This is a genomic window from Amycolatopsis suaedae, assembly GCF_004214935.1.
GTDB lineage: Bacteria > Actinomycetota > Actinomycetes > Mycobacteriales > Pseudonocardiaceae > Amycolatopsis > Amycolatopsis suaedae.
In genome coordinates, this window is sequence record NZ_SFCC01000005.1 from 103,197 (window position 1) to 126,466 (window position 23,270).

The following is a 23,270-nucleotide window of genomic DNA, read 5'->3' on the forward strand; positions in this document are numbered from 1 at the left end:
CCGTGATCAATTGTGCGACCGGGACGGCCCGGCGGCGCCGGAGTTCACACGGACGTGGATCACCGGTAGACGGTGCCGAGGAACTCCAGCAGCAGCCGTTCCCGCAGCCGGGGCGGCGCCGCGGCCAGCAGGGCGTTGACCGGAGCCATGCGCTCCGGCAGCCCGCCACCCTGCCCCAGTCCGGCCCCGGCGAGCAGGCCCGCGAACTGCTCCGCCGTCAGCGTCTCCGGGTCCAGCGCGGCGATCGCCGCGGCCAGCTCGGGCGCGACCTCGGTGGGCCCGAGCGCGCGGGCCGCTGCCACGGCGGCGGTCAGGTCGGCGACGAACGCGGCCTCGCTGCCGTGATTGGCCGCGGTGATGGTGAGGTGCAGGTTGACCGGCGACGACTGGTAGGCGAACTGCGGCTGCGTGTACCAGCCCCGCGCGGTCATCTCGTCGGCCACGACGAACAGGTCCACCTCGTCGGACGCGACGGCCAGCAGCGTCGAGCCGGGGTCGCCGAGCACCCGCAGGCCCGGTATGCCCTCGATGCCGGCCCGGATGCGGGCCACCGCGTCCCGTACCCGTTGCGCCAGACGCAGGTAACCGTCGTCGCCGAGGTGCCGCAGCACCGCCCAGGCGGCCGCGGGCGGTCCGCCCGAGCGGGTGCTCTGCAGGGTGGAGTTGAGCATCGTGTAGCCGGGCCAGGCCGCGCTGGCGAAGTAGTGCCCGCGCCGCAGGCCGGCGTCGGCATGCAGCAGCACCGAGGTCCCCTTGGGACAGTAGGCGTACTTGTGCAGGTCCACCGACAGGCTGGTGACACCGGGAACCGACAGGTCGAACGGCGGCACGTCCTCGCCGAGGCGGCGCAGGTAGGGCAGCACCCAGCCGCCGATGCAGGCGTCGACGTGCATCCGCACGCCACGGTCGGCCGCGGCGGCGGCGATCTCCGGGATCGAGTCGATCACGCCGTGCGCGTACGACGGCGCGCTGGCGACCACCAGGACCGTGCTGTCGTCGATGGCGGCCGCCGTCGCCGCGGGGTCGGCGCGGAACGTCACCGGGTCCACCGGCACCTGGATCACCCGCAGGCCGAACAGGTGCGCGGCCTTGTGGAACGCCGCGTGCGCCGTGCTGGGCAGCACCAGCGACGGGTCCGGACGCCCGTCCCGCGCGGCGAGCACGGCCAGCAGGCACGACTCGGTGCCGCCCGAGGTCACCGAGCCGGCCGTGTCCGCATTCCCGCCGAGCAGCCGCGACGCCGTGGCGACGATGTCGTTCTCCATACGCGCCACGCTGGGGAACGCCGTCGGGTCGAGTCCGTTGGTCCCGGCGGCCGCCGCGTGTGCGTCCGCGCCGATTTCGTCCACTTCGGACAGACCGCTGTCGTAGACGTAGGCCAGCGTCCGGCCGCCGTGGGTGGGAAGGTCCCCGGCCCGCAGCGCGTGCAGCTCGGCGAGGACGTCGGTCACGCGCGCAGGTCCAGCAGCTTGCGACGGGCCAGCGGCAGGGCGGTGAGCACCAGGATCGCCGGTACCAGTGCGAAACCGACGAAGATCGCGGTGACGGCGCTGTCCGGCTGGATGGCCGACCCGTCCAGACTGGGCACGTAGCCGCCGATCTGGATGATCACGCCGAACAGTCCCGGCCCGAGCGCGAGGCCGAGGGTGTCGGCCGCGGTCCACACCCCGGCGGCGACGCCCGCGGTCGTGTTGCCGGTACGTTCCTCCTCGGCGGCGATCAGGTCGGGCAGGATGGCCAGCGGGAAGACCTGCATGCCCGCGTAGCCGATCCCGGCCAGTGCGACGAAGAAGAACACGACCGCGAGCGGCAGCACCGGCGAGCCCAGCAGCCCGAGCATCGCGATCCCGAACACCACCGTGAAGATGCGCAGGCCCGCGACCTTGCCCAGGCGGTCGCTCAGCACCACGCACAGCGGCATGACCACCAGCGCCGGGCCGACGAATCCCGCGAACAACGGCGTCCGCAGGCCGGAGGCGTCGAGGCCGTCGCGTGCCATGTACGGCACCCCCGCGAGCAGGGTGCTGACGCCGAGCGACTGAACGAAGTAGATCCCGAGCAGCCAGCGGAACGGGCGCCAGCTCTTCAGCACCGCCAGCAGCTCCCGCCAGCGGGGGGTGGGCTGACGCAGGGCGCTCACCGGTGCCCGGCGCAGGATGAAGAACACGGCGATCGCCGCCGACACGATGATCACACCGACGACGACACCCATGATCCGGTAGCCGGCGACCCCCTCGACCGCGTCGGTGATCAGCGGCACCCCGCCGCCCGACGCGAGGATGGCCAGGGCGAGGAACGCGATGCGCCAGCTGGTGAGCCGGGTGCGCTGGGCGTAGTCGTCGGTCAGCTCCGCGGGCAGCGCGTTGTACGGGACCTGGAAGAACGCGAACGCCGTGGCGCACAGGAAGAACACCAGGACCACGTACCCGGCGTCGAGCCAGGTACGACCGCCGAAGTCCGGGTGGGCGAACAACGCCGCGAACGTCACCGCCACACCGATGCCGCCGAGCAGCATGTACGGCAACCTGCTGCCGGTGCGGGCGAAGTGCCCGTCGGACAGCCGGCCCGCCACCGGGTTGAACAGCACGTCCCACGCCTTGGGCACCACGACGATCACCCCGGCGATGGCGGCGGGGATGGCCATCGTGTCGGTCAGGTACTGCAGCAGCACGAGGCCGGGAACGGTGCCGAAGGGGCCGGTGACGAACGACCCCATGGCGAAGCCGATCTGCGTGCGGATCGGCAACCGGGGTCCCACGGCCTTGACCGCGCGCTCAGCCATCGGTGTTCAGCCCTCTCGTCGGCGCGAGTGCACTCTTTCCCGCGAGCGCACCGTCGCGCCAGCGGCTGGGCCGAATCGTGTCACCCCCGTGATCACCCGCGCGCTCGGGGTCAGCAGGCCGGCGCGGGCAGTGCTTCAGCCGAGCACCTTCGCCACCGCGGCCAGCGTGGCGGCGTCGCCGCGCAGCAGCAGCTGCGTCACCACGGTCTCCTCCCAGGCCGCCAGCTCGTCACGTACCTTCTCCGCCGGGCCGATCAGCGACGTGTCCTCCACCAGGCTGGTCGGGATCGCCGCCGTGGCCTCGTCCTTACGGCCGGACAGGTACAGCTCCTGCACCCGCACGCAGACGTCCTCGTACCCGAGCCTGGCGAACACGTCGAAGTGGAAGTTCGTGCCCTTGGCACCCATGCCGCCGATGTAGAGCGCCAGCGACGGCTTGATCCAGCTCGCCGCCTCCTCGACGTCGTCGTGCACGATCACCGGCACCGACGCGGGCACCTCGAAGTCCGCGAAACTCCGCCGGGCGCCGTCGCGGGCGAAGCCCTCCTCCAGTGCCGCCCGGTAGAACGCGTCGCTCTTCGGCGAGAAGAACAGCGGCAACCAGCCGTCGCAGATCTCCGCCGCCAGCGCGACGTTCTTCGGCCCCTCGGCGGCCAGGAAGATCGGGATGTCGGTGCGCAGCGGATGCACGGTGGGCTTGAGCGGCTTGCCCAGGCCCGTCCCGCCGGGCAGCGGGAGCTGGTAGAACTCGCCGTCCAGCGTCACCGGTGCCTCGCGGGCGAACACCTGCCGCACCACGTCGATGTACTCCCGCGTCCGCGCGAGCGGCTTGCGGTACGGCTGGCCGTACCAGCCCTCCACCACCTGCGGCCCGGACACGCCGAGCCCGAGCACGAACCGGCCGCCGGACAGGTGATCCAGCGTCAGCGCGGCCATCGCGGTGGCCGTCGGCGTGCGGGCCGACATCTGGACGATGTTCGTGCCCAGCCGGATCCGGCTGGTCGACGCGCCCCACCAGGCCAGCGGCGTGAACGCGTCGGAGCCGTAGGCCTCGGCCGTCCACACCGAGTCGAACCCCAGCTTCTCGGCCTCGACGATGGCCTCCACCGCGCCGTGCGGCGGCCCCGACGACCAGTACCCGATGTGGAAACCCAGCTTCACCCTGCCTCCTGTGACTCGTACGGTGCATAGTGCGTCGGACTGTCCCGCTCGTCCAGCGGGGGCAGGTTCCTGGCCGGAGTGTGCACCAGCGGCGCGTCGGCGGGCGCCTTGCCCAGTGCGCGGCGCCAGCCGGCCCTGGCCCGGGGATGGTAGCGGCGTTCGAACGGCACGAACCGGAACGCCAGCGCGATGAGCCTGCCGACGGCGCGGTGCCGGAACTCGTCGGACGCCGTCCAGCGCAGGCCCAGCTTCTCCCGGATCACCGGGTCGTACAGCCCGGTGGTCAGCCAGACGAAGTTGCGGGCGGTCAGCGGGCCCAGCACGCGCCAGACCGCGTCGGGCAGCCACGGCAGGCCGTTCGGCTTGGCGATCCCGGCGATGTCGAGCACGTCGAGGGTGGCCTGGTTGACCTCGAGGACGTCGCGGCACATGTGGTCCCAGTACTCCTGGAACTCATCCCAGCTGCCCGGCACCGGCCGCATGCTCATGCCGTACATGCGGTACCAGCGCACGTGCTCGTCGAACAGCTGCCGCTTCTGCGCCTCGGACAGCCCGCCCATGAACCGGTCGCCGATCAGGATCGTGCTGACGAAGAACGTCGCGTGCGCCCAGTAGAACGTGTCCGGGTTCAGCGCGTGGTACCGGCGGCCGTGCTTGTCGACGCCCTTGATCGTGTCGTGGTAACCGCGGACCTCCCGCGCCGTGGCCGCGGCACGCGGGCCGTCGTAGACGACACCGCCGATCGGGTACAGCGACCGGAACAGCCGCTGCCAGCGCTCGGCGAAGAACCGGGAGTGCTCCTCGACGCCAGCACCCAGCTCGGGGTGCATGTTCTGCATGGACCCGGCCCACAGGGCGATCAGCAGGCCACGCCAGTCGCCGAACACCCGCCAGGTCAGCGAGTCCGGGCCGAGCGGGACTGGTTCGTTCATGGCCGACCTCCTCGTGACTACACCCGTTGTCAGGTTAGGATTGACAACAGGCGTAGTCAACTGGCGAGTAGGTAGGACATGACGAGCAGGACCTGGGGCGGCACCACCCTCACCGACCGCAGGGCGGCCCGCCGCGCCCAGCTGCTGGAGACGGGGCTGGACCTGCTCGGCGCCGAGGCCGGCCCGGCGGTGAGCGTGCGTGCGGTGTGCCGGCAGGCGAAGCTGACCGAGCGCTACTTCTACGAGAACTTCGCCGACCGCGAAGAGCTGGTGCACGCCGTCTACACCGAGGTCGGCACCGCCGCGCACGACGTACTGGTCGAGGCGGTGCGCCACGCGGGCCCGACGCCACGCGAGCGGGCGACGGCGGCCGTCAACGCGTTCGTCGAGCTGATCATCGACGACCCGCGCAAGGGCAGGGTGCTGCTGCTCGCGCCGCTGAGCGAGCCAGCACTGTCCACGCGCGGGGTCGAGCTGCTGCCTTCGTTCGCCGCCCTCATCCGCGACCAGCTGCCCGAGGGCACCGGCGCCGCCGAGCGGGAGATGACCGCCGTCGGCCTCGTCGGAGCGCTGGCCAACCTGTTCATCGGCTACCTCGGCGGCACCCTGGACGTCCCCCGCGACCAGCTGGTCGGCCACTGCGTCACCCTGCTGACCCGCGCGGGCTGACCGGCTCCCGCCCGGCCGCCAGCTTCACCGCGATGTCGATGATCATGTCCTCCTGGCCGCCGACGTAACGCCGCTCGCCCACCCGGTAGAGGATCTCGTGGGCCGGCACGCCGTAACGCTCGGCCGCACGCTCGGCGTGCAGCAGGAAACTGGAGTACACCCCCGCGAAACCCTGCACGATCGAGGACCGGTCCAGCACCGGCAGCCGCGTGATGTAGGGCTTCACCACGTTCTCCGCGGCGTCCATCAGCACGTCCTTGTCGACGCCGGTGTCCACGCCCAGCCGCTCGAACACCGCGGCCAGCACCTCCGTCGGCGAGTTGCCCGCGCCGGCACCGAGCGCGACCAGCGACCCGTCGATCTGCCGGGCTCCCGCCCGGTGGGCCAGCACGGAGTTGGCGACGCCGAAGCTGAGGTTCTGGTGACCGTGGTAGCCGACCTGGACCTGCTCGCCCAGTTCCGCCACCAGCGCGGCGACCCGGTCGGCGGCCTCCTCCAGGATCAGCGCGCCTGCCGAGTCGACGACGTAGACGCACTGACAGCCCGCGTCGACCATGATCCGCCCCTGCGCGGCCAGCTGCTCCGGGGTGGACATGTGCGACAGCATCAGGAAGCCGACGGTCTCCAGACCCAGCTCGCGGGCCGCGCCGAAGTGCTGGATGGACACGTCGGCCTCGGTGCAGTGGGTGGCGATACGCACCGCACCGGCGCCGAGATCGGCGGCCGCGCGCAGGTCGTCGACCGTGCCCAGTCCCGGCAGCAGCAGCACGGCGATGCGGGCCTGCCGGGCCTCGTCGACGGCGGCGGCGATCAGCGTGCGCTCGTCGACGGCGGAGAAGCCGTAGTTGAACGTCGACCCGCCCAGGCCGTCGCCGTGGCTCACCTCGATCAGCGACACCCCGGCGGTGTCCAGCGCGCGCACGGTGTCGCGGACCTGCCGCTCGGTGAACTGGTGCGCCATGGCGTGGCTGCCGTCGCGCAGCGTGGTGTCGACCAGCCGTACGGAACTCACGCTGCCTCCAGCCTGCTCGCCAGCAGCTCGCCCACCCTGGCGGCGGCCGCGGTCATGATGTCCAGGTTCCCGGCGTAGCGCGGCAGGTGATCGCCGTTGCCCGCCACCTCCAGGAACACCGCCACCCTGGCGTTGCCGTCCCAGCCGGGCCGGGGGTCGTCGAACTGCGGGTCGGCGGTGAGCGTGTAGCCGGGCACGTACTCGCGCACCGCGTCGACCATCCGGTGCACGGACTCGGCGACGGCGTCACGGTCGGCGTCCGGATCGATGGCGCAGAACACCGTGTCCCGCATGATCATCGGCGGGTCGACGGGGTTGATGATGATGATCGCCTTGCCACGGGCCGCGCCGCCGACCAGCTCGATCCCGCGGGCGGTGGTGCGGGTGAACTCGTCGATGTTGGCGCGGGTGCCGGGCCCGGCCGAGCGGGACGACACCGACGCGACGATCTCGGCGTAGGGCACCGGCGTCACCGACGCCACCGCGTGCACGATCGGGATGGTGGCCTGGCCGCCGCAGGTGATCAGGTTCAGGTTGTCGGCGTCGAGCTGGCTGTCCACGCCGACGACGGGGCAGGTGAACGGGCCGACGGCGGCCGGGGTCAGGTCGACGGCCCGGATGCCGGCCTCGGCGTAGCGGGGAGCGTTGGCCAGGTGCGCCTTCGCCGAGGTCGCCTCGAACACCAGCCGCGGCGGGTCGTCGCGTTCCAGCAGCCAGTCAACGCCGCCGGCCGAGGCCTCGATGCCCAGCTCCGCGGCCTTGGCCAGCCCGGCGGAGTCCGGCTCGACGCCCACCATGTACCGGACGTCGACCAGTTCGCTGCGCCGTAGCTTGATCAGCAGGTCGGTGCCGATGTTGCCGGGTCCCACGATCGCCGCGCCGATCATCGGCCCTCCCCGGTGAAGGTGGCGGTCACCGTACCGAGACCGTCCACAGTGGATTCGAAGGTGTCGCCCGCCTCCACCGGGGCGACCGGGGTGATCGACCCGGGCAGGATCACCTGCCCGGCCTCCAGGGTGATGCCCCGCTCCCCCAGTACGTTGGCCAGCCAGGCCACGCTGTTGACCGGGTTGTCCATCACCGCCGAGCTGACCCCGGTGGCGAACTCGGTGCCGTTGCGGGTGAACACGCAGCGCGCGCCGACGAGGTCCACGGCGCCGACCGGCACGGGCGTGGTGCCCAGCACGACCGCACCGGAGGACGCGTTGTCCGCGATGGTGTCCACAATGGAGATCCGCCAGTCGGCGATGCGGGAGTCGACCAGCTCCAGTGCGGGCAGCAGGTGGTCGACGGCGGCCAGGGCCCGGTCCGGCGTGACCCCGGGGCCGCGCAACGGCTCGCCCAGCACGAACGCGATCTCCGGTTCCAGCCGCGGCTGGAGGAAGTGCCCGACCGGGATCGGCTTGTCCTGCTCGTAGAACATGGTGTCCAGCAGGTGGCCGTAGTCGGGCTGGTCGACGCCGAGCTGGGCGCGGACCGAGGCGTTGGACAGCCCGACCTTGTGCCCGCGCAGCACGGCACCGCCGGCGAGCCACCGGTCGACCTGCGCACGCTGGATGGCGTAGGCGTCGTCGACGGTCAGCTCCGGGTGGCGCTCGATCAGTGGCGGCACCGGCTTCGCGCCGTAGGCCGCGAGGAGTTCCTCGGCGAGTGCTGCGTGCATGGTCTAGAGAGTCGTCCCGGCCTGCGGCACACTCAAGCCATGTGTCCCGCTGAGCGGAACGCCGAGACCGCGACCGCGGGCCGGATCGCGGCCCTGCTCGCCGCCTTCGGCCCCGACGACGGCGCGCTGGGCGTGTCCGAGCTGGCCCGGCGCACCGGGCTGCCCAAGAGCAGCGTCCACCGGCTGAGCACGCACCTGACCGGCCACGGCCTGCTGGAACGCGACGGCACCCGGCTGCGGCTGGGGCTGCGGCTGTTCGAGATCGGGCAGCTGGCCGTGCGGCAGCGCGGGCTGGTCGACGCCGCCCGGCCGTATCTGGCCGACCTGCGCGAGGCCACCCGCAACACCGTCCACCTCGCCGTGCTGGAGGGCACCGAGGTCGTCTACCTGGAGATCCAGCGCGGCCCCGACTCGCCGCGGCTGCCGTCGCGGATCGGCGGGCGCTTCCCGGCGCACGCGACGGCGGTGGGCAAGGCGATACTCGCCCACTCCCCGGCCGGCCTGGTCGATGCCGTGCTGGCCGGCCCGTTGCGGCCGGTGGGGCCGCGCACGGTCACCGCGCCGGGGCTGCTGCGCCGCCAGCTCGCCAGGGTGCGCGAGGAGGGGATCGCCTACGAACGCGAGGAGTCCGCCGCGGGCGTGACCTGCGCGGCCAGCCCGGTACTGGACGCGGACGGCCGGGCGCTGGCCGCCCTGTCCATTTCCGGGTGGCTGAGCCGGATGCGGGTGCGCACAGTCGCGCCCGCGGTGCGGACCGCGGCGCTGGCACTGTCCCGGGCCGTCACACCGTCCGCTGACCGGCTCTCCGTTCACCTGGGACAATCACGTCGTGGCCCCCTACCGGATCCAGTTCGACCACCAGCGCCACGTTGACCGTGGCGTGTTCGACGTCGTGCCGCGCCTCGACGGCACACCGCTCACCGAACTGATCGACAGGTTCGAGACCCGCGCCGGGATGCGGCCGGCGGGCGAGGTCTACGGCGGCCTCAACGTCCGGCGCGTCCACGAACGGTTCCACGGCGCGACAGACCCCAAGGCTGCCGTGCTCGGGTGCTCCTGCGGCGACGAGGGCTGCTGGCCGCTGCTGGCCCGGATCACCGTGACCGGCGACCTCGTTGTCTGGGACGACTTCGAGCAACCCCACCGTCCGGAACGCGACTACACGGGGTTCGGGCCGTTCCGGTTCGACCGCGGTCAGTACGACGAAGCCGTCCGGGAGCTGAGCCCCGACGAGGAAGCCTGATCACGTCACCCGGTCCTGTCGGCCGCCTGTCGACTTCCTGTCGGTCCCCGCCCGGCGGCGCGGTCGTGACCGGCGTGCCGCAAGATGGAGGTGTGAGCAAGAACAGCGTGGTCAAGCTGCTGGTGGTGGACGACGAGCCGCACATCGCCGACCTCGTGGCGACCGTCGCCCGCTACGAGGGCTGGCAGGCGGTGACCGCGCACACCGGCGAGACCGCGGTGCGTGAGGCGGCGGCGTTCGGGCCGGACATCGTCGTGCTGGACCTGATGCTGCCCGACATCGACGGGTTCACCGTGCTGGACCGCCTGCGCGAGTCCGGCACGATGGTCCCGGTGGTGTTCCTGACCGCCAAGGACGCCACCGCCGACCGCATCGCCGGGCTCACCCGCGGCGGCGACGACTACCTGGTCAAGCCGTTCTCCGTGGAGGAGCTGATGGCCAGGCTGCGCGCCGTGCTGCGCCGGTCGAGCGGCCCGGCCCGGCGGCACTCGGTGATCGAGGTCGCCGACCTGACGCTGGACGAGGACACCCGCGAGGTCCGCAGGGACGGCGAGCTGGTCACGCTGACGCCGACCGAGTACGAGCTGCTGCGCTACCTGATGCGCCGCTCCCCCGGCGTGCTCACCAAGGCACAGATCCTCGACCACGTGTGGGAGTACGACTTCGGCGGCAAGTCCAATGTGGTCGAACTGGTCATCTCGCACCTGCGGCGCAAACTGGACCAGGGCAGGGAACCGCTGATCCACACCGTCCGCGGGGTCGGCTACGTCGCCCGCCGGGCCGCCCGGTGAGAACCGTCCGGCGGTGGCTGTCCGCGTGGGGCCGGCTACGGCTGGGCACCCGCCTCGCCCTGGCGCTCGCGGCGCTGGCGCTGGTGGTGTTCGCCGTGGTCGGCACGCTCACCGTCGGCATCATGCGGGACTACCTGGCGCGGCGGCTGGACGAGCAGCTGACCAAGAGCCAGATCGAGCAGAGCAAGCAGCTCAAGTACAGCCACGCGGGCGACCCCAAGTCGCCGTACGCCTGGTACTCGGTGGTCTTCGACGTCTCCGGCCCCACCCCGGTCCCCAAGCCGGGCTCGTCGCGGCCCTCGGACATGGAGGAGCTGACCCAGGCCGCGGACGACGCGCGGCAGAACGATCTGCTGCGCACCGTCTACCTGCGTGACCAGGGGCCGTACCGGCTGCGGGCCTGCCCGGTCGAGGACGGGATCGTGCTGGTCAGCGCCGCGCCGGAGCGGGAGCTGGACAGCACGGTCAACCAGCTGGTCGCCGTCGAGGTGGTGGCGTTCCTGCTCGCGCTGGGCGTGCTGGTGGTGTTCGGGCGGATCGTGCTGCGCAAGGGGCTGCGGCCGCTGTCGGACATGGCGGGCACCGCGCACGACATCAGTTCCCGCGACCTGACCGACTCGGCCGACCTGCCGGTACGCGCGTCCGGCTCCGGCGGTGGTGTCGAGGTCGACGAGCTGCGCACGGCGTTCAACACCATGCTGGACCACATCGACACCTCGCTCGGCGCGCGGGCCGCCGCCGAGCAGCGGCTGCGGCGGTTCATCGCCGACGCCTCGCACGAGCTGCGCACGCCGCTGACATCGATCCGCGGGTACGCCGACTTGTTCCGCTACGCCGCGGCCAACGAGCCTGCCGAACGCGAGGCACACCTGGCGAAGCTGCGCGAGGAGGCGGCGCGGATGAGCCTGCTGCTCGACGACCTGCTCCTGCTGGCCAGGCTCGACGACGCCGAGGCGGAGACGCCGCTGCGGATCGAGGAGGTCGACCTGAGCGAGCTGGCCACCGCGGCGGCCGACGCGTTCCGCGCCGCGCACCCGCGGCGGGAGCTGACGGTCACCGCGCCGGGGCCGGTGCCGGTGCGGGCCGACCGGATGCGACTGCGGCAGGTCCTGGACAACCTGCTCACCAACGCCGCCGTGCACACCCCGCCGGGCACCCCGGCGTCGGTCACCGTACGGGCCGACGGTGAACGGGCGGTGATCGAGGTGACCGACGGCGGGCCCGGTATCGCAGCGGAGGACCAGCCGCGGCTGTTCGACCGGTTCTACCGCGTCGACACCTCGCGGGCCCGTGAGCGCGGCGGCAGCGGGCTGGGGCTGGCCGTGGCCCGGTCGCTGGTCACCGCGCACGGCGGCACGCTCGAACTGACCAGCCGGCCCGGCCGGACGACCTTCACCATCACCCTGCCTAGCCGCCGAACATGAGGCGCCACTCGTCCAGCGAGCGCGGGCGGAACACGAAGTTGCCCTCGCGCACCGCGGACAGCGGCGACGACGGCTCGGCCGAGTACTGGTGGCCCGGGTAGACGACCGGGTCACCGGCCAGGTCCGCCAGCCACCGCAGGCTGCGGTACATGGCGTCGGCGTCCCCGCCGGGGAAGTCGGTGCGCCCGCAGCCCTCCAGGAACAGCGTGTCGCCGGAGACCAGGCGCCCGTCGACGAGGAAGCACTGGCTGCCCGGCGTGTGCCCGGGCGTGTGCAGCAGCCGCACCGGGATGTCACCGACGGTGACGACGTCGTCGTGGTCGTGCCCGGTCAGGTCAGTCGCCGACAGTCCGGTCGTGCGGCGGACCCAGTCCAGCTCGTCGCGGTTGACGTGCACCGGCACCGGGTGGGTGGCCAGGAGTTCGGCCAGGCCGGGCAGGGAGAAGCCCATCATCTCGCCGCCGACGTGGTCGGGGTGGTGGTGGGTGACCAGCACGCCGGTCAGCCGCATGCCGTCGGACTCCAGCGTGGCGGTCAGGTCGCCTGCGGCGTAGGCCGGGTCGACCACCAGTGCCTCGCCGGTCTCCCGGTCGCCGATCAGGTAGGCGAAGTTGACCATCTGGGTGGCTACCGGGTCGCCGACGGCGAAGTCCCTGCCGGAGAGCAGCTGGCGGAAGTAGAGGCGGTCGGACATGCGCCCACCCTATGCGGGTCCGTGGTCGCGCGGCGTGGCAGGATCGCCGCGTGGAGTACCAGGTCATCGCCGAGATCACGCCCCCCGCCACGCTCGCGCAGCTCGATGAGCTGCAGCAACACGGGGTGAGCAGCCTGCTGTCCGACGAGCTCGACTTGCTCGCCGCCGTCGAGGGGCCCGACGGGGTGGAGGTCGAGCCGATCGATCACACCGTCACCGCCGGGCCCACCGGAGTGGCGATCAGCTGGACGCTCGACGCGCCCGCGCTGGAGTTCGCCGAGCACAGCGCCCGGCACGTCCTCGGCGAGGTGCTCTCCCGCACGCCGCTGGCCGACTGGGCGATCACCCGCTGTGAGGTGTCGGCCACCGACGAGCAGCTCGAAGCGGCCCTGGCCGACGAGCCGGAGGAACCGGTGGGCGAGGCCGAGCCGGACGCCGCCACGCGGGAGGAACTGCTGGCCGCGGCCGACCAGCTCGGCGGGCTCGGCCCGGAGGCGTTCGGCCCGGCGACCGAGGAGCAGGCCCGGTTGTTCGCCGGTGCGCTGGTGCTGGGCATCGAGGTGCTGACCGACGAGCTGTTCCAGGACATCCAGGGCCTGGAGGACTCCGAGCTGCCCGCGTCCGAACAGGACACCCTGTGGGTGCTCGACGAACTACCCGAGCGATTCGCCGACGAGTACACCGCGCTGTTCGCGAAGCAGTTCCTGGTGAGCGCGGTGATCGTCGGGCACCGGCTGTGCCGGCCCGGCTGGGACGGTCCGCACTCGACCGCCGAAGCCCTGGTGGTGCACCTGCTGCGCACGGCCGCCGAGACCCAGCTCGAACTCGCCGGCCTGGCCGACGAGCTGCCGCTGGAGGACATCTTCACGGCGTTCGACGAGGCCGTGTTCGCCGACTTCGACCACCTGCTGCTCTACGAGGCCGAGCAGGACGGCGTGAAGGGCCTGGACTTCGCCGACTGGTTCCGCCCGAAGCCGGAGCTGACCGGCTCGCTGCACCCCTACCTCGCCGACCCGGAGGCGTAGCGCCCCAAGCACGTGAAGGCCACCTTCATTACGTCTCACGTCAGGACCCGGCAAAGCCCGGAGCCGTGGTGTGTCGTTGTGCGGAAGGGTGGAGTTCGCGTGCCGGAGCGTAGAACTCGCGTGCACGAAGGTAGGACTCGCGTGTCTCGTGAAGGCCACCTTCACCACGTCTGGACCCGGCAAAGCCGGGTCCAGACGTGGTGAGGCGGTGGTCCCGCGCGCAGAACTCGCGTGCTTGAGCGCAGAACTCACGATGTGGACGCCGGTTCTCACGTCGTGCCGGTCACCCGCATGAACAGTCCGTTCGCGCGAGTCGTACGTTCCCAACCCGCGAGTCGTACGTTCCCAACCCGCGAGTCGTCCGTTCCCGACCCACGAGTTGCACGTTCCCGCCCACCTGCTCCGACTGTCCGGCACGCCGGTTCCAGATCGCGAGCCGCCCGCCTGGGTGAAGCTCGTGAAGGCCACCTTCGTTACGTCTGACGTGGTGAAGGTGGCCTTCACGTGCTTCAGGGGTCGCCCGAACGTACGACTCGCGCGGAAGAACCGGCACCGCACCGGTCGGGCCGTCGGCGTCTGGACTGACGAGCCCAAAGCTCGCGCAGCGAGCGACGGCGAGGAGGGAAGACGCCGACTGAAGGGCCCGACCGCGTCCGAGCGGAGCGAGGACAGACACTATTGCGATTATCGCAACGGCGGCTTACGGTGTCCTGGCATGGACGAGAAGGACGAACTCCGGATGCGAGTCCGCGGGTTGATCCGCTCGATGCCAGGGGCGCAACGGGAGTTCGCCGCGGCCATCGGTCTCGACCAGACGAAACTGTCCAAGGCGCTGAACGGCACCCGCCGGTTCTCGCCACACGAACTGGTCAGGATCGCGGAATACAGCGGCGTCACCGTCAACTGGCTGCTGCACGGCAGCGACGACGCCCGCACCGTCACCGCGATCCCGGCGCCCGCCGCCCGGTCACATCCCGCCGGGTCCGACGATCCCGAACCACGCCGCCGCATCCTGGAAACCGCCTGGCAGCTCATCGCCGAGCGCGGCTACCACCGGGTGCGCATCGCCGACATCGCCGCGGCCTGCGGCACGAGCACCGCCACCATCCACTACCACTTCCCCACCAAGGACGACGTCCTCAACGAAGCCTTGCGCCGCAACGTGAAGCTCGCCTTCGACCGGCAGGTCGCCGAGCTGCACGCGGTCGACGACGCCCTGCACCGGCTCGTCACGCTGATCGAACTGCAACTGCCGACCGACGGCGTCCTGCGCGCGGAATGGTCGGTGTGGCTGCAGGTCTGGAACGAGAGCGCACTCAATCCTGGCCTGCGGTCACTGTACTGGGACTCCTACGACCGGTGGTTCCGCACCATCTCCATGACCATCCGAAGTGGACAGGAGCAGGGCGTGTTCCGCGAGCAGGATCCCGACGAGGCCACCGCGCAGCTCACCGCGCTGATCGACGGGCTCGGCATCCAGGTCCTCACCGGACGGCCGGGCAGCTCCGTGGACACCATGCGCGTGCTGCTGCGCGACTACATCGACCGCAACATCGTCAAAGGGGTGAGCCCGTGAAGCAGAACGTCATACTCACCTGCGCGGTCACCGGCGCCGGTGACACCGTCGGCAAGAGCGAGCACGTGCCGGTCACCCCGGCGCAGATCGCCGCCGCCGCGGTGGAGGCCGCCGAAGCCGGCGCGCCCGTGGTGCACATCCACGTCCGCGATCCGGAGACCGGGCAAGGTTCCCGCGACGTGGCGCTCTACCGCGAGGTCGTCGCCAGGGTGCGCGACAGCGGCGTCGACGTGGTGCTGAACCTGACCGCGGGCATGGGTGGCGACCTGGTGATCGACCAGGAGGACCCGCTCAAGCCGGTCGACGGCACCGACCTGGTCAACGCCATGGACCGGCTCCCGCACGTCGAGGAACTCCTGCCGGACATCTGCACGCTGGACTGCGGCTCGCTCAACTTCGGCGAGGGCAGCCAGCTCTACGTGTCCACACCGGACATGCTGCGTGCCGGTGCCAAACGCATCCAGGAACTGGGCGTCAAGCCGGAGCTGGAGATCTTCGACACCGGTCAGCTCTGGTTCGCCACGAAGATGATCGACGAGGGCCTGATCGATCCGCCACCGTTGTTCCAGCTGTGCATGGGCATCCCCTACGGCGCGCCGGCCAATCCGGAGCTGCTGCAGACGATGGTGAACATGCTGCCCGACGGTGCGCAGTGGGCGTCCTTCGCAATCGGCCGCGACCAGCTGCCCTGGGTGGCGCAGGCGGCGTTGCTCGGCGGGCACGTCCGGGTCGGCCTGGAGGACAACCTGTACCTGGCCAAGGGCGTCAAGGCCACCAACGGTCAGCTCGTCGAACGGGCCGTCCAGATCATCGAGAAGCTCGGCGGCAGCATCGCCACCCCGGACCAGGCCCGCGAGCAGCTGGGACTCAAGCGTGGCTAGGCTCGGGCCTGGCGAGGTACGCACGGTGGCCTGCATCGGCGCGGGCGTGATCGGCGGCGGCTGGGCGGCGCACTTCCTCGCCCGCGGCTACCGCGTGGTCGCCTGGGATCCGGCACCTGACGGCGCCGCCCGGCTGACCCGCCTGGTCGACCGGGCCTGGCCCGCACTGACCGAACTCGGTCTCGCCGACGGCGCCGACCGGGACAACCTCAGTTTCGCCGGGTCCCTCTCCGCCGCAGTCGCGGTGGCCGACTTCGTCCAGGAGAGCGCCCCGGAACAGCTGGAACTCAAGCAGAAACTGCTCGCCGACATCGACGCGGCCACCCCCGCCGGCGTCGTGGTCGCGTCGTCGACGTCCGGCTACGGCATGACCGAGATGCAGACGGCCGCGACCACGCCGGAGCGGCTCGTCGTGGGGCACCCGTTCAACCCGCCCTACCTCATCCCGCTGGTCGAGGTGGTGGGCGGCAAGCTCACCGAGCAGTGGGCGGTGGACTGGGCGTCGGAGTTCTACCGCCTCGCCGGCAAGTCGGTGATCACCATGGACCGCGAACTGCCCGGCTTCATCGCCAACCGGCTGCAGGAGGCACTGTGGCGGGAGGCCCTGCACATGGTCGCCAACGGCGAGGCGACGGTCGAGCAGATCGACCAGGCCATCACCGACGGACCCGGACTGCGCTGGCCCGCGCAGGGCCCGTGCCTGACGTTCCACCTCGCCGGTGGCGAGGGCGGCATGGCCCACATGCTCGACCACTTCGGACCTTCGCTGAAGTCACCGTGGACCCGGCTGGAAGCGCCCGAGCTGACCCCGGAGCTGCATGACGAGATGGTCGACGGCTGCGAGCGGGAAGCCGCCGGGCGGTCCATCGCCGACCTGGTGCGGGAACGCGACCGGGCCATCATCGCCGTCCAGCGCGCACTCGGGCGCGAACATGGCTGAACTGTCCTATCGCGACACCGTGCGCGAGGAGTGGATCGACTACAACGGTCACCTGTCCGAGCCGTACTACGTCCTGGTGTTCGGCGACGCCACCACGAACCTGATGGAACACACCGGGCTGGACGCCGCCTACCGCGAGGCCACCGGCTGCTCGCTGTACACCGCGGAGGCCCACATCCGCTACCTGCGCGAGGTGGCGCGGGGCTCCGAGCTGCTGGTCACCACCGGCGTGGCGGCGCTGGGGGCCCGAAAAGTCCGGCTGTGCCACGAGATGACCGTCGACGGCACCCTCGTCGCCACCGAGGAACTGATCGCCGTCCACGTCGGACCGGACGGCGCCGTACCGTTCCCCGACGAGGTCACCGGACGACTGAGACGCTTCACCATCCCTGTTCCCGACTACGCGGGGCGTGCCATTTCCTGAACCCTCCCTCCCCCACACCGGAAAGCCGACAAGCCATGGCCGACAGAACCACCCGGCGGATCACCCGCCGGCAACTGCTCGCCGGTGCCGCGTTGCTCGGTGCCACACCGATCCTGTCCAGTTGCTCGGGCGGCGCGACCGCCGCGGAGCCCACCGGTCCGCCCCGGCGCGGCGGCACCCTGCGGGTGGGGGTCACCGGCGGTGGCGCCGCCGACACCCTCGACCCGCACATCCCGTCCACCAACCCGGACATCGCGCGCACGGTCAACCTGTTCGAGCCGCTGATCGGCCGCGGTCACGAGTACCAGCTGGAGCCGATGGTCGCCGAGTCGGTGCGCCCCTCGCCGGACGCCCGCGTGTGGACGGCGGTGCTGCGTGACGGCATCCGGTTCAGCGACGGCAGGCCGGTTACGCCAGCCGACGTGGTGGCGACGTTTCGCCGGGTCACCGACCCGGACGACCCGAAGAGCGGCGCGGCCAGCCTGTCCATGCTCGACGAGGTGGTGGCCACCGGTGCGCGGACGGTCGAGTTCCGGCTGAACGAGCCGTCGGCGGTATTCGACGACTTCCTCGGCCAGTACGCGCTGGGCATCGTGCCCGCCGACTTCACCCCGGACCGCCCGGTCGGCACGGGCGCGTTCCGGCTGGAGTCGTTCACCGCGGGCCTGCAGAGCGTGTTCGTCCGCAACGAGCACTACTGGCGGCCGGGCGAGCCGTACCTGGACCGGCTCGTGCTGATCAACTTCACCGAGGACGACGCCCGGATCAACGCCCTGCTGTCCTCCCAGGTGGACGCGATCGACCAGGTCCCGGTCGCGCTGATCGACGTGCTGCGCAGCGATCCCCGCATGCGCATCCTCAACTCCGAGACCGGGACCTGGCTGCCGTTCACCATGCGGGTGGACCGGCCGCCGTTCGACGACGTCCGCGTCCGGCAGGCGATGCGGCTGCTGGTCGACCGGGAGCAGATGATCAACCAGGTGCTCAGTGGCCAGGGCCGGGTCGGCAACGACCTGTACGCACCGTTCGACCCGGCCTACGCAAGCCTGCCGCAGCGCCGCCACGACGTCGAGGGCGCGCGGTGGCTGCTCGCGCAGGCAGGCAAGCCGAACCTGGACGTCGAACTGGTCACCGCACCCATCCAGGCCGGCGCGGTGGAGGCCGCGCAGGTGTTCCAGCGGCAGGCGCAGGAGGCCGGGGTCACCGTGCGGGTGCGCCGGGTCGACACCACGACGTTCTTCGGCGAGAACTACCTGTCCTGGGATTTCGCGCAGTCGTTCTGGTACACCCGCAACTACCTGCCGCAGGTGGCCAACGGCTCGCTGCCGGACTCGCCGTACAACGAGACCCACTGGAACGACCCGGAGTTCCTCGGCCTGGTGACCAGGGCGCGCCGGACCGTCGACAGTGGACAGCGCGCCGAGTTGACGCGGCAGGCACAGCGGATCGAGCACGAGCGCGGCGGCAACATCGTGTGGGGCTTCATGAACCAGGTCGACGCCCACCAGGCCTACGTCGCGGGCCTGGTCCCCGACCGGACCGGGCTCTCGCTGTCGGGCTACCAGTTCCGCCACGTGTGGCTCGGAACGGGAGGTGCGTGATGGGACGGCTCGTCCTGCGCAGGGTCCTGGTCGGCCTCGCGGTGCTGTGGCTGGTGACGCTGCTGGTGTTCCTGGCCACCCTGCTGCTGCCCGGCGACCCGGCCCGCGCCATCCTCGGCCAGCAGGCCACGCCCGAGCGCATCGCCGCGCTGGAGGCACAGCTGGGCCTGAACGACCCGGTGTGGCAGCGCTACCTGGACTGGCTGGGCGGTGTGCTCACCGGAGACCTCGGCACGTCGACCGCCACCCAGGGCTCGGTCAACGCCCTGCTCGGCGACCGCGTGCTGGCGTCGCTGGTACTGCTGGTGGCCGCCGCGGTGATCAGCACGCCGCTCGGGCTGGCGCTGGGCACGTGGAGCGCGCTGCGCCGCGGCCGCGCCGCCGACCATGCCGTGTCCGGCGTCAGTCTCGTCGTGGCGGCGCTGCCGGAGTTCGTCATCGGGGTCGCGCTCGTCATCGGCCTGTCCACCACGGTGTTCCGGCTGCTGCCGTCGGTCACGCTGACCGCGCCCGGTGAGGCGGTCTGGGACCGCCCCGCTCAGCTCGTGCTGCCGGTGCTCACGCTGGTGCTGGTGGTGACGCCGTACATCACCAGGATGATGCGGGCGACCATGATCGACGTGCTGGGCTCCGGCTACGTGGAGATGGCGCGGCTGAAAGGACTTCCCGAGCGCACGGTCGTCGTGCGCCACGCCCTGCCGCACGCCGTCGGCCCGGTGGCGCAGGTGATCGCGCTGCAGCTGGCGTGGCTGGCCGGTGGTGTGGTGGTCGTGGAGTTCCTGTTCCGCTTCCCCGGTGTCGGCCAGGCGCTGATCGACGCGGTCAACAACCGCGACGTCGAGGTGGTCCAGGCGATCACGCTGCTCATCGCCGGGCTCTACATCGTGGTGAACCTGCTCGCCGACGTCGTCGGCATCCTCACCAACGCCAGGCTGCGGACGGGGGTGGCCCGATGACCGCGTTGCTCGCCCGCACGTGGCGGATGCGGCAGGCCCGCATCGGCGCCGCGCTGACCGCGGTGGTCGTGCTGGTCGCCGTGCTCGGGCCGCTGCTCGGCCCGTGGCTGAGCGGCTTCGAGACCGGCGACTTCGCCGCCAAACCGTTCAAGCCGGACGGCGTGGCCGGCACCGACGGGCTCGGCCGCGACGTCCTGACCCGCTTCCTGGCCGGCGGCACGTCCCTGCTGCTCTACGCCGTGCTGGCCACGGCGCTGGGCGTGGTGCTCGGCGCGGCACTGGGCATGCTGGCCGGGTACACCGGCGGCCTGGCCGACTCGGTCATCATGCGCGGCGGGGACGTCCTGCTGTCGTTCCCGCAGCTGGTGTTCGCGTTGCTGGCGATCGCCGTGCTGGGCCCGCAGGGATGGCTGCTGGTGCTGGTCATCGGCATCACGCACGCGCCGAGGGTGGCCAGGGTGGCGCGGCAGGCGACGGTCGCGGTGGCGGGCAGCGACTACATCCGCGCGGCGGAGATGTACGCCGTGCCACGCAGGCAGATCCTGCTGCGCGAAGTGCTGCCCAACATCACCGGTCCGCTGATGGTGGAGCTGGGGCTGCGGCTGACCTACTCGATCGGGTATGTGGCGTCGCTGTCCTTCCTCGGGCTGGGCATCCAGCCGCCCGCCGCGGACTGGGGGCTGATGATCAACGAGAACCGCATCGCCCTGGTCGTCCAGCCGTGGGGCGTGCTGCTGCCGGTGCTGGCCATCGCGTTGCTGACCGTGGGGACCAACCTGATCACCGACGCCCTGGCGTCGGCCTCGGCCGAACGGGAGGACGCACGATGAAGGTGGCCGTTCGGACGCTCGCCGTGGACGACCTCGCCGTCGAGACCGGTACGGGCACGCCGATCCTGCGCGGGGTGTCCTACGACATCGCGGCCGGTGAGGTACTCGCGCTGGTCGGCGAGTCCGGCTCGGGCAAGACCACGGCCGGGCTCGCCGCGCTGGGGCACTTCCGCCGCGGCCTGGTGCCCGCGGGCGGGACGGTGACCGTCGGCGAGACCGAGCTGCTCGGCCTGCCCGAACCGGCGCGGCGGGCACTGCGCGGACGCGACGTGTCGTACGTGCCGCAGGACCCGGCGCTGTCGCTGAACCCCGGCCTGCGGATCGGACGGCAGATCGCCGAGGTGCTGGAGGTCCACGGCTACGACGGCCCGGTGCCCGAGCGCGTCGCCGAGGTGCTGGCCGAGGTCGGGCTGCCGGGCGACCGGGCCTACCAGCGCCGCTACCCGCACCAGCTCTCCGGCGGGCAGCAGCAGCGGGTCGGCATCGCGATGGCGTTCGCCTGCCGGCCGAGCGTGGTCGTGCTCGACGAGCCGACCACCGGGCTGGACGTGATGACACAGGCGATCGTGCTGGACACGGTGCGCCGGATGACCGCCGACCACGGTACGGCGGCGCTCTACATCACGCACGACCTGGCCGTGGTCGCGGCGGTCGCCGACCGGGTGGCCGTGATGTACCGGGGCAAGATCGTCGAGACCGGCACCACCGACGAGGTACTGCGGGCGCCGCGGCACGACTACACCCGGCGGCTGCTCGCCGCCGTGCCCTCGCTGACCCCAGGCAATGCGGATTCCGTGTCGTTGACGTCCCCCAATGCCACATTGGGGGACGGGCTGAGTGTGCGGGAGCTGCGGGTTTCGTACGGCGACACCCCGGTGCTGAAGGCCGTCGACCTGGACGTCGCAGCCGGGGAGTGCCTGATGCTGCTGGGCGAGTCCGGGTCGGGCAAGACCACGCTGTCGCAGTGTGTCGCCGGGCTGATCGGCGGGCACACCGGCACGGTGACGCTGGACGGCGTGCCGTTGCCGCCGTCGACAAGGGGCCGGACGGCGGCGCAGCTGCGGGAGGTGCAGTACATCTTCCAGAGCCCGTTCGCCTCGCTCAACCCGCGCCGGACGATCGCGCAGTCGGTGGAGGTCCCGCTGGCGCGGCTGACCGACCTGGACCGCGCGGCCCGCCGGGAGCGGGTCGCCGAGATGCTGGACCGGGTACGGCTCGGCGCCACGAAGGCAGCGCGGCGGCCCGATCAGCTCTCCGGCGGCGAACGGCAGCGAGCTGCCATCGCGCGGGCGCTGGTGACCACGCCGCGCGTGCTGGTCTGCGACGAGGTGACCTCGGCACTGGACGTGTCGGTGCAGGCGACGATCCTGGAGCTGCTCGCCGAGCTGCGGGCGGAGCTGGGGATGGCGATGCTGTTCGTCACCCACAACATCGCGCTGGCCCAGCACGTCGCCGATCACATCGCGGTGCTGCGGCACGGCGAGATCGTCGAGACCGGACCGGTGGAGCGGGTCCTCGCCGCGCCGGAGCACGAGTACACCCGGCAGCTGCTCGACAGCACCCCGCGCCTGTGACCGGGTGGGTGGCGCCGGGCTTCGAGCCGGTGCGTGCGGTGTTCGACGACGTCCTCGCCGCCACGACCGGCGGCGCGGCGTTCTGCGTGTACCGCCGGGGCAAGCCGGTGGCCGACCTGTGGGGCGGGTTCGCCGAACCGGGCCGGCCGTGGGAGGCCGGCACGCCGGTGGTGCTGTTCTCCGGCACCAAGGGCCTGGTCGCCGCCGTGGTCGCCGCGCTGGGACTCGACCCGGACGCGCCGGTCGCCCGGTTCTGGCCGGGTTTCGCCCCGGACGTCCGGCTGCACCACGTGCTGGCGCACACGGCGGGACTGCCCTACGTCGAGGCCGGCGGGATCGACGTGCTGGACAACGCGGCCAACGCCGCCGCACTGGCCACTCAGAGTCCACTGTGGACGCCCGGTGAGCGGGTGGCCTACCACGCGGTGACCTACGGCTACCTGCTCACCGAGCTGGTCCGCCGTGCGGGTCACGACCTGGGCACGCTGGTGAGCGAGCTGGACCCGGAGGTCTGGCTGGGCACGCCACCGTCGGTGGACAACCGGGTGGCGCGGCTCGTGCGGGCGCCCGGCTACCGGGTCGGGACGTTCGTCACCGACCCGGCCAAGCGCGCGGTGATCGACCGGATGTACGGCGGGCTGCTGGCGGGCGACCTGATCAACACCGTCGCCTACCGGCGGGCCGGCCTGGCCGCGGGCGGCGGGGTCGGCACCGCCAGGGCGATGGCCCGGGTGTACGACCGCCTGCTCGCCGGTGGCCCGGCCGTCGCGCGGGCCACCCGCACGTGGAGCGAGGGTGTCGATGCCATCGCCGACCGGCCGCTGCGGTTCGGCCTCGGCTTCGAGCTGGCCGACCCGATCGGGACCTACGGCCCCGCAGAGGAGGCGTTCGGCCACTCCGGCGCGGGCGGCGGCAGGCACGGCGCGTGGCCGGCCGCCGGGCTGGCGTTCTCGTTCTGCACCAACGAGATGGTGGCCGAGGACGCCGACACCCGGGCGGCCCGCCTGCTCGCCGCCCTGTACGCCTGCGCCTGAGGCTCACCGTCAAGCACGTGAAGGCCACCTTCACCACGTGAGACGTAATGAAGGTGGC

General features: G+C 71.9%; 23 protein-coding genes. 15 read left to right on the plus strand and 8 right to left on the minus strand.

Annotation, left to right across the window (positions count from 1 at the left end):
* Positions 1-59: 59 nt before the first annotated feature.
* From EWH70_RS11340 to EWH70_RS11355, 4 genes are all read right to left on the minus strand, one after another.
* Positions 60-1,451, minus strand: a complete 1,392-nt coding sequence (locus tag EWH70_RS11340; protein WP_130475281.1) for a pyridoxal phosphate-dependent decarboxylase family protein — start codon at positions 1,449-1,451, stop codon at positions 60-62.
* A complete protein-coding gene (locus EWH70_RS11345) occupies positions 1,448-2,782 on the minus strand; it encodes an MFS transporter (protein ID WP_130475282.1) in 1,335 nt (444 codons plus the stop codon). Before EWH70_RS11345 ends, EWH70_RS11340 begins: the two co-directional genes overlap by 4 nt.
* Positions 2,783-2,917: 135 nt before the next feature.
* The gene (locus tag EWH70_RS11350) at positions 2,918-3,943 is read right to left on the minus strand and encodes an LLM class F420-dependent oxidoreductase (protein ID WP_130475283.1); all 1,026 of its coding nucleotides are present in this window, start codon (positions 3,941-3,943) and stop codon (positions 2,918-2,920) included.
* Positions 3,940-4,875 (minus strand): oxygenase MpaB family protein, encoded by a 936-nt coding sequence (locus EWH70_RS11355; RefSeq protein ID WP_130475284.1) that lies wholly within the window; start codon positions 4,873-4,875, stop codon positions 3,940-3,942. The genes EWH70_RS11350 and EWH70_RS11355 overlap by 4 nt, the downstream gene beginning before the upstream one ends.
* 78 nt (positions 4,876-4,953) lie before the next feature.
* On the opposite strand from EWH70_RS11355, the gene EWH70_RS11360 reads away from it, so the two are divergent.
* Positions 4,954-5,544 carry a TetR/AcrR family transcriptional regulator gene (locus tag EWH70_RS11360; RefSeq protein ID WP_130475285.1) on the plus strand — a complete coding sequence of 197 codons (591 nt, stop codon included), beginning with the start codon at positions 4,954-4,956 and terminating at the stop codon, positions 5,542-5,544.
* On the opposite strand, the gene dmpG is transcribed toward EWH70_RS11360, so the two are convergent.
* The 3 genes from dmpG to EWH70_RS11375 are packed head-to-tail and all read right to left on the minus strand — an operon-like array spanning position 5,519 to position 8,219.
* Positions 5,519-6,556: a 4-hydroxy-2-oxovalerate aldolase gene (gene dmpG, locus EWH70_RS11365; RefSeq protein WP_130475286.1), complete on the minus strand. Its 1,038-nt coding sequence runs from the start codon at positions 6,554-6,556 to the stop codon at positions 5,519-5,521. The genes EWH70_RS11360 and dmpG overlap by 26 nt on opposite strands.
* Positions 6,553-7,443: an acetaldehyde dehydrogenase (acetylating) gene (locus EWH70_RS11370; protein WP_130475287.1), complete on the minus strand. Its 891-nt coding sequence runs from the start codon at positions 7,441-7,443 to the stop codon at positions 6,553-6,555. The genes dmpG and EWH70_RS11370 overlap by 4 nt, the downstream gene beginning before the upstream one ends.
* Positions 7,440-8,219 (minus strand): 2-keto-4-pentenoate hydratase, encoded by a 780-nt coding sequence (locus EWH70_RS11375; RefSeq protein ID WP_130475288.1) that lies wholly within the window; start codon positions 8,217-8,219, stop codon positions 7,440-7,442. Before EWH70_RS11375 ends, EWH70_RS11370 begins: the two co-directional genes overlap by 4 nt.
* A 39-nt stretch (positions 8,220-8,258) precedes the next feature.
* Here EWH70_RS11375 and EWH70_RS11380 point away from each other — a divergent pair, with 39 nt between their 5' ends.
* The 4 genes from EWH70_RS11380 (at position 8,259) to EWH70_RS11395 (ending at position 11,677) form a co-directional block, all read left to right on the plus strand.
* Positions 8,259-9,092, plus strand: a complete 834-nt coding sequence (locus EWH70_RS11380) for an IclR family transcriptional regulator (RefSeq protein ID WP_130475289.1) — start codon at positions 8,259-8,261, stop codon at positions 9,090-9,092.
* Complete coding sequence (locus EWH70_RS11385) at positions 9,049-9,462, plus strand: hypothetical protein (protein WP_130475290.1); 414 nt, start codon at positions 9,049-9,051, stop codon at positions 9,460-9,462. Before EWH70_RS11380 ends, EWH70_RS11385 begins: the two co-directional genes overlap by 44 nt.
* 92 nt (positions 9,463-9,554) lie before the next feature.
* Positions 9,555-10,253: a response regulator transcription factor gene (locus EWH70_RS11390; protein WP_130475291.1), complete on the plus strand. Its 699-nt coding sequence runs from the start codon at positions 9,555-9,557 to the stop codon at positions 10,251-10,253.
* Positions 10,250-11,677 carry a sensor histidine kinase gene (locus EWH70_RS11395; protein WP_130475292.1) on the plus strand — a complete coding sequence of 476 codons (1,428 nt, stop codon included), beginning with the start codon at positions 10,250-10,252 and terminating at the stop codon, positions 11,675-11,677. The genes EWH70_RS11390 and EWH70_RS11395 overlap by 4 nt, the downstream gene beginning before the upstream one ends.
* Here the strand turns inward: EWH70_RS11395 and EWH70_RS11400 are convergent.
* Complete coding sequence (locus EWH70_RS11400) at positions 11,661-12,371, minus strand: MBL fold metallo-hydrolase (RefSeq protein WP_130475293.1); 711 nt, start codon at positions 12,369-12,371, stop codon at positions 11,661-11,663. The two genes, EWH70_RS11395 and EWH70_RS11400, sit on opposite strands and share 17 nt — an antisense overlap.
* Before the next feature lie 50 nt (positions 12,372-12,421).
* Between EWH70_RS11400 and EWH70_RS11405 the strand changes: the two genes are divergently transcribed.
* The 10 genes from EWH70_RS11405 to EWH70_RS11450 all read left to right on the plus strand — a co-directional run bounded on the left by EWH70_RS11405 (position 12,422) and on the right by EWH70_RS11450 (position 23,212).
* Positions 12,422-13,396, plus strand: a complete 975-nt coding sequence (locus tag EWH70_RS11405) for a hypothetical protein (protein ID WP_130475294.1) — start codon at positions 12,422-12,424, stop codon at positions 13,394-13,396.
* A 715-nt stretch (positions 13,397-14,111) separates the two neighbouring features.
* Positions 14,112-14,972, plus strand: coding sequence for a TetR/AcrR family transcriptional regulator (locus EWH70_RS11410; protein ID WP_130475295.1), 861 nt, complete (start codon positions 14,112-14,114; stop codon positions 14,970-14,972).
* Positions 14,969-15,853 (plus strand): beta-keto acid cleavage family enzyme, encoded by an 885-nt coding sequence (locus EWH70_RS11415; protein WP_130475296.1) that lies wholly within the window; start codon positions 14,969-14,971, stop codon positions 15,851-15,853. The genes EWH70_RS11410 and EWH70_RS11415 overlap by 4 nt, the downstream gene beginning before the upstream one ends.
* Entirely contained in the window at positions 15,846-16,793 is a 948-nt protein-coding gene (locus EWH70_RS11420; RefSeq protein ID WP_130475297.1) for a 3-hydroxyacyl-CoA dehydrogenase NAD-binding domain-containing protein, read from the plus strand. Before EWH70_RS11415 ends, EWH70_RS11420 begins: the two co-directional genes overlap by 8 nt.
* Complete coding sequence (locus EWH70_RS11425; protein WP_130475298.1) at positions 16,786-17,217, plus strand: thioesterase family protein; 432 nt, start codon at positions 16,786-16,788, stop codon at positions 17,215-17,217. The genes EWH70_RS11420 and EWH70_RS11425 overlap by 8 nt, the downstream gene beginning before the upstream one ends.
* Before the next feature lie 35 nt (positions 17,218-17,252).
* Positions 17,253-18,818: an ABC transporter substrate-binding protein gene (locus EWH70_RS11430; protein WP_130475299.1), complete on the plus strand. Its 1,566-nt coding sequence runs from the start codon at positions 17,253-17,255 to the stop codon at positions 18,816-18,818.
* Positions 18,818-19,774 (plus strand): ABC transporter permease, encoded by a 957-nt coding sequence (locus tag EWH70_RS11435; RefSeq protein ID WP_130475300.1) that lies wholly within the window; start codon positions 18,818-18,820, stop codon positions 19,772-19,774. Before EWH70_RS11430 ends, EWH70_RS11435 begins: the two co-directional genes overlap by 1 nt.
* A complete protein-coding gene (locus tag EWH70_RS11440; RefSeq protein WP_130475301.1) occupies positions 19,771-20,604 on the plus strand; it encodes an ABC transporter permease in 834 nt (277 codons plus the stop codon). Before EWH70_RS11435 ends, EWH70_RS11440 begins: the two co-directional genes overlap by 4 nt.
* Positions 20,601-22,178, plus strand: a complete 1,578-nt coding sequence (locus EWH70_RS11445; protein ID WP_130475302.1) for an ABC transporter ATP-binding protein — start codon at positions 20,601-20,603, stop codon at positions 22,176-22,178. The genes EWH70_RS11440 and EWH70_RS11445 overlap by 4 nt, the downstream gene beginning before the upstream one ends.
* A complete protein-coding gene (locus EWH70_RS11450; RefSeq protein ID WP_130475303.1) occupies positions 22,175-23,212 on the plus strand; it encodes a serine hydrolase domain-containing protein in 1,038 nt (345 codons plus the stop codon). The genes EWH70_RS11445 and EWH70_RS11450 overlap by 4 nt, the downstream gene beginning before the upstream one ends.
* Positions 23,213-23,270: the final 58 nt, after the last annotated feature.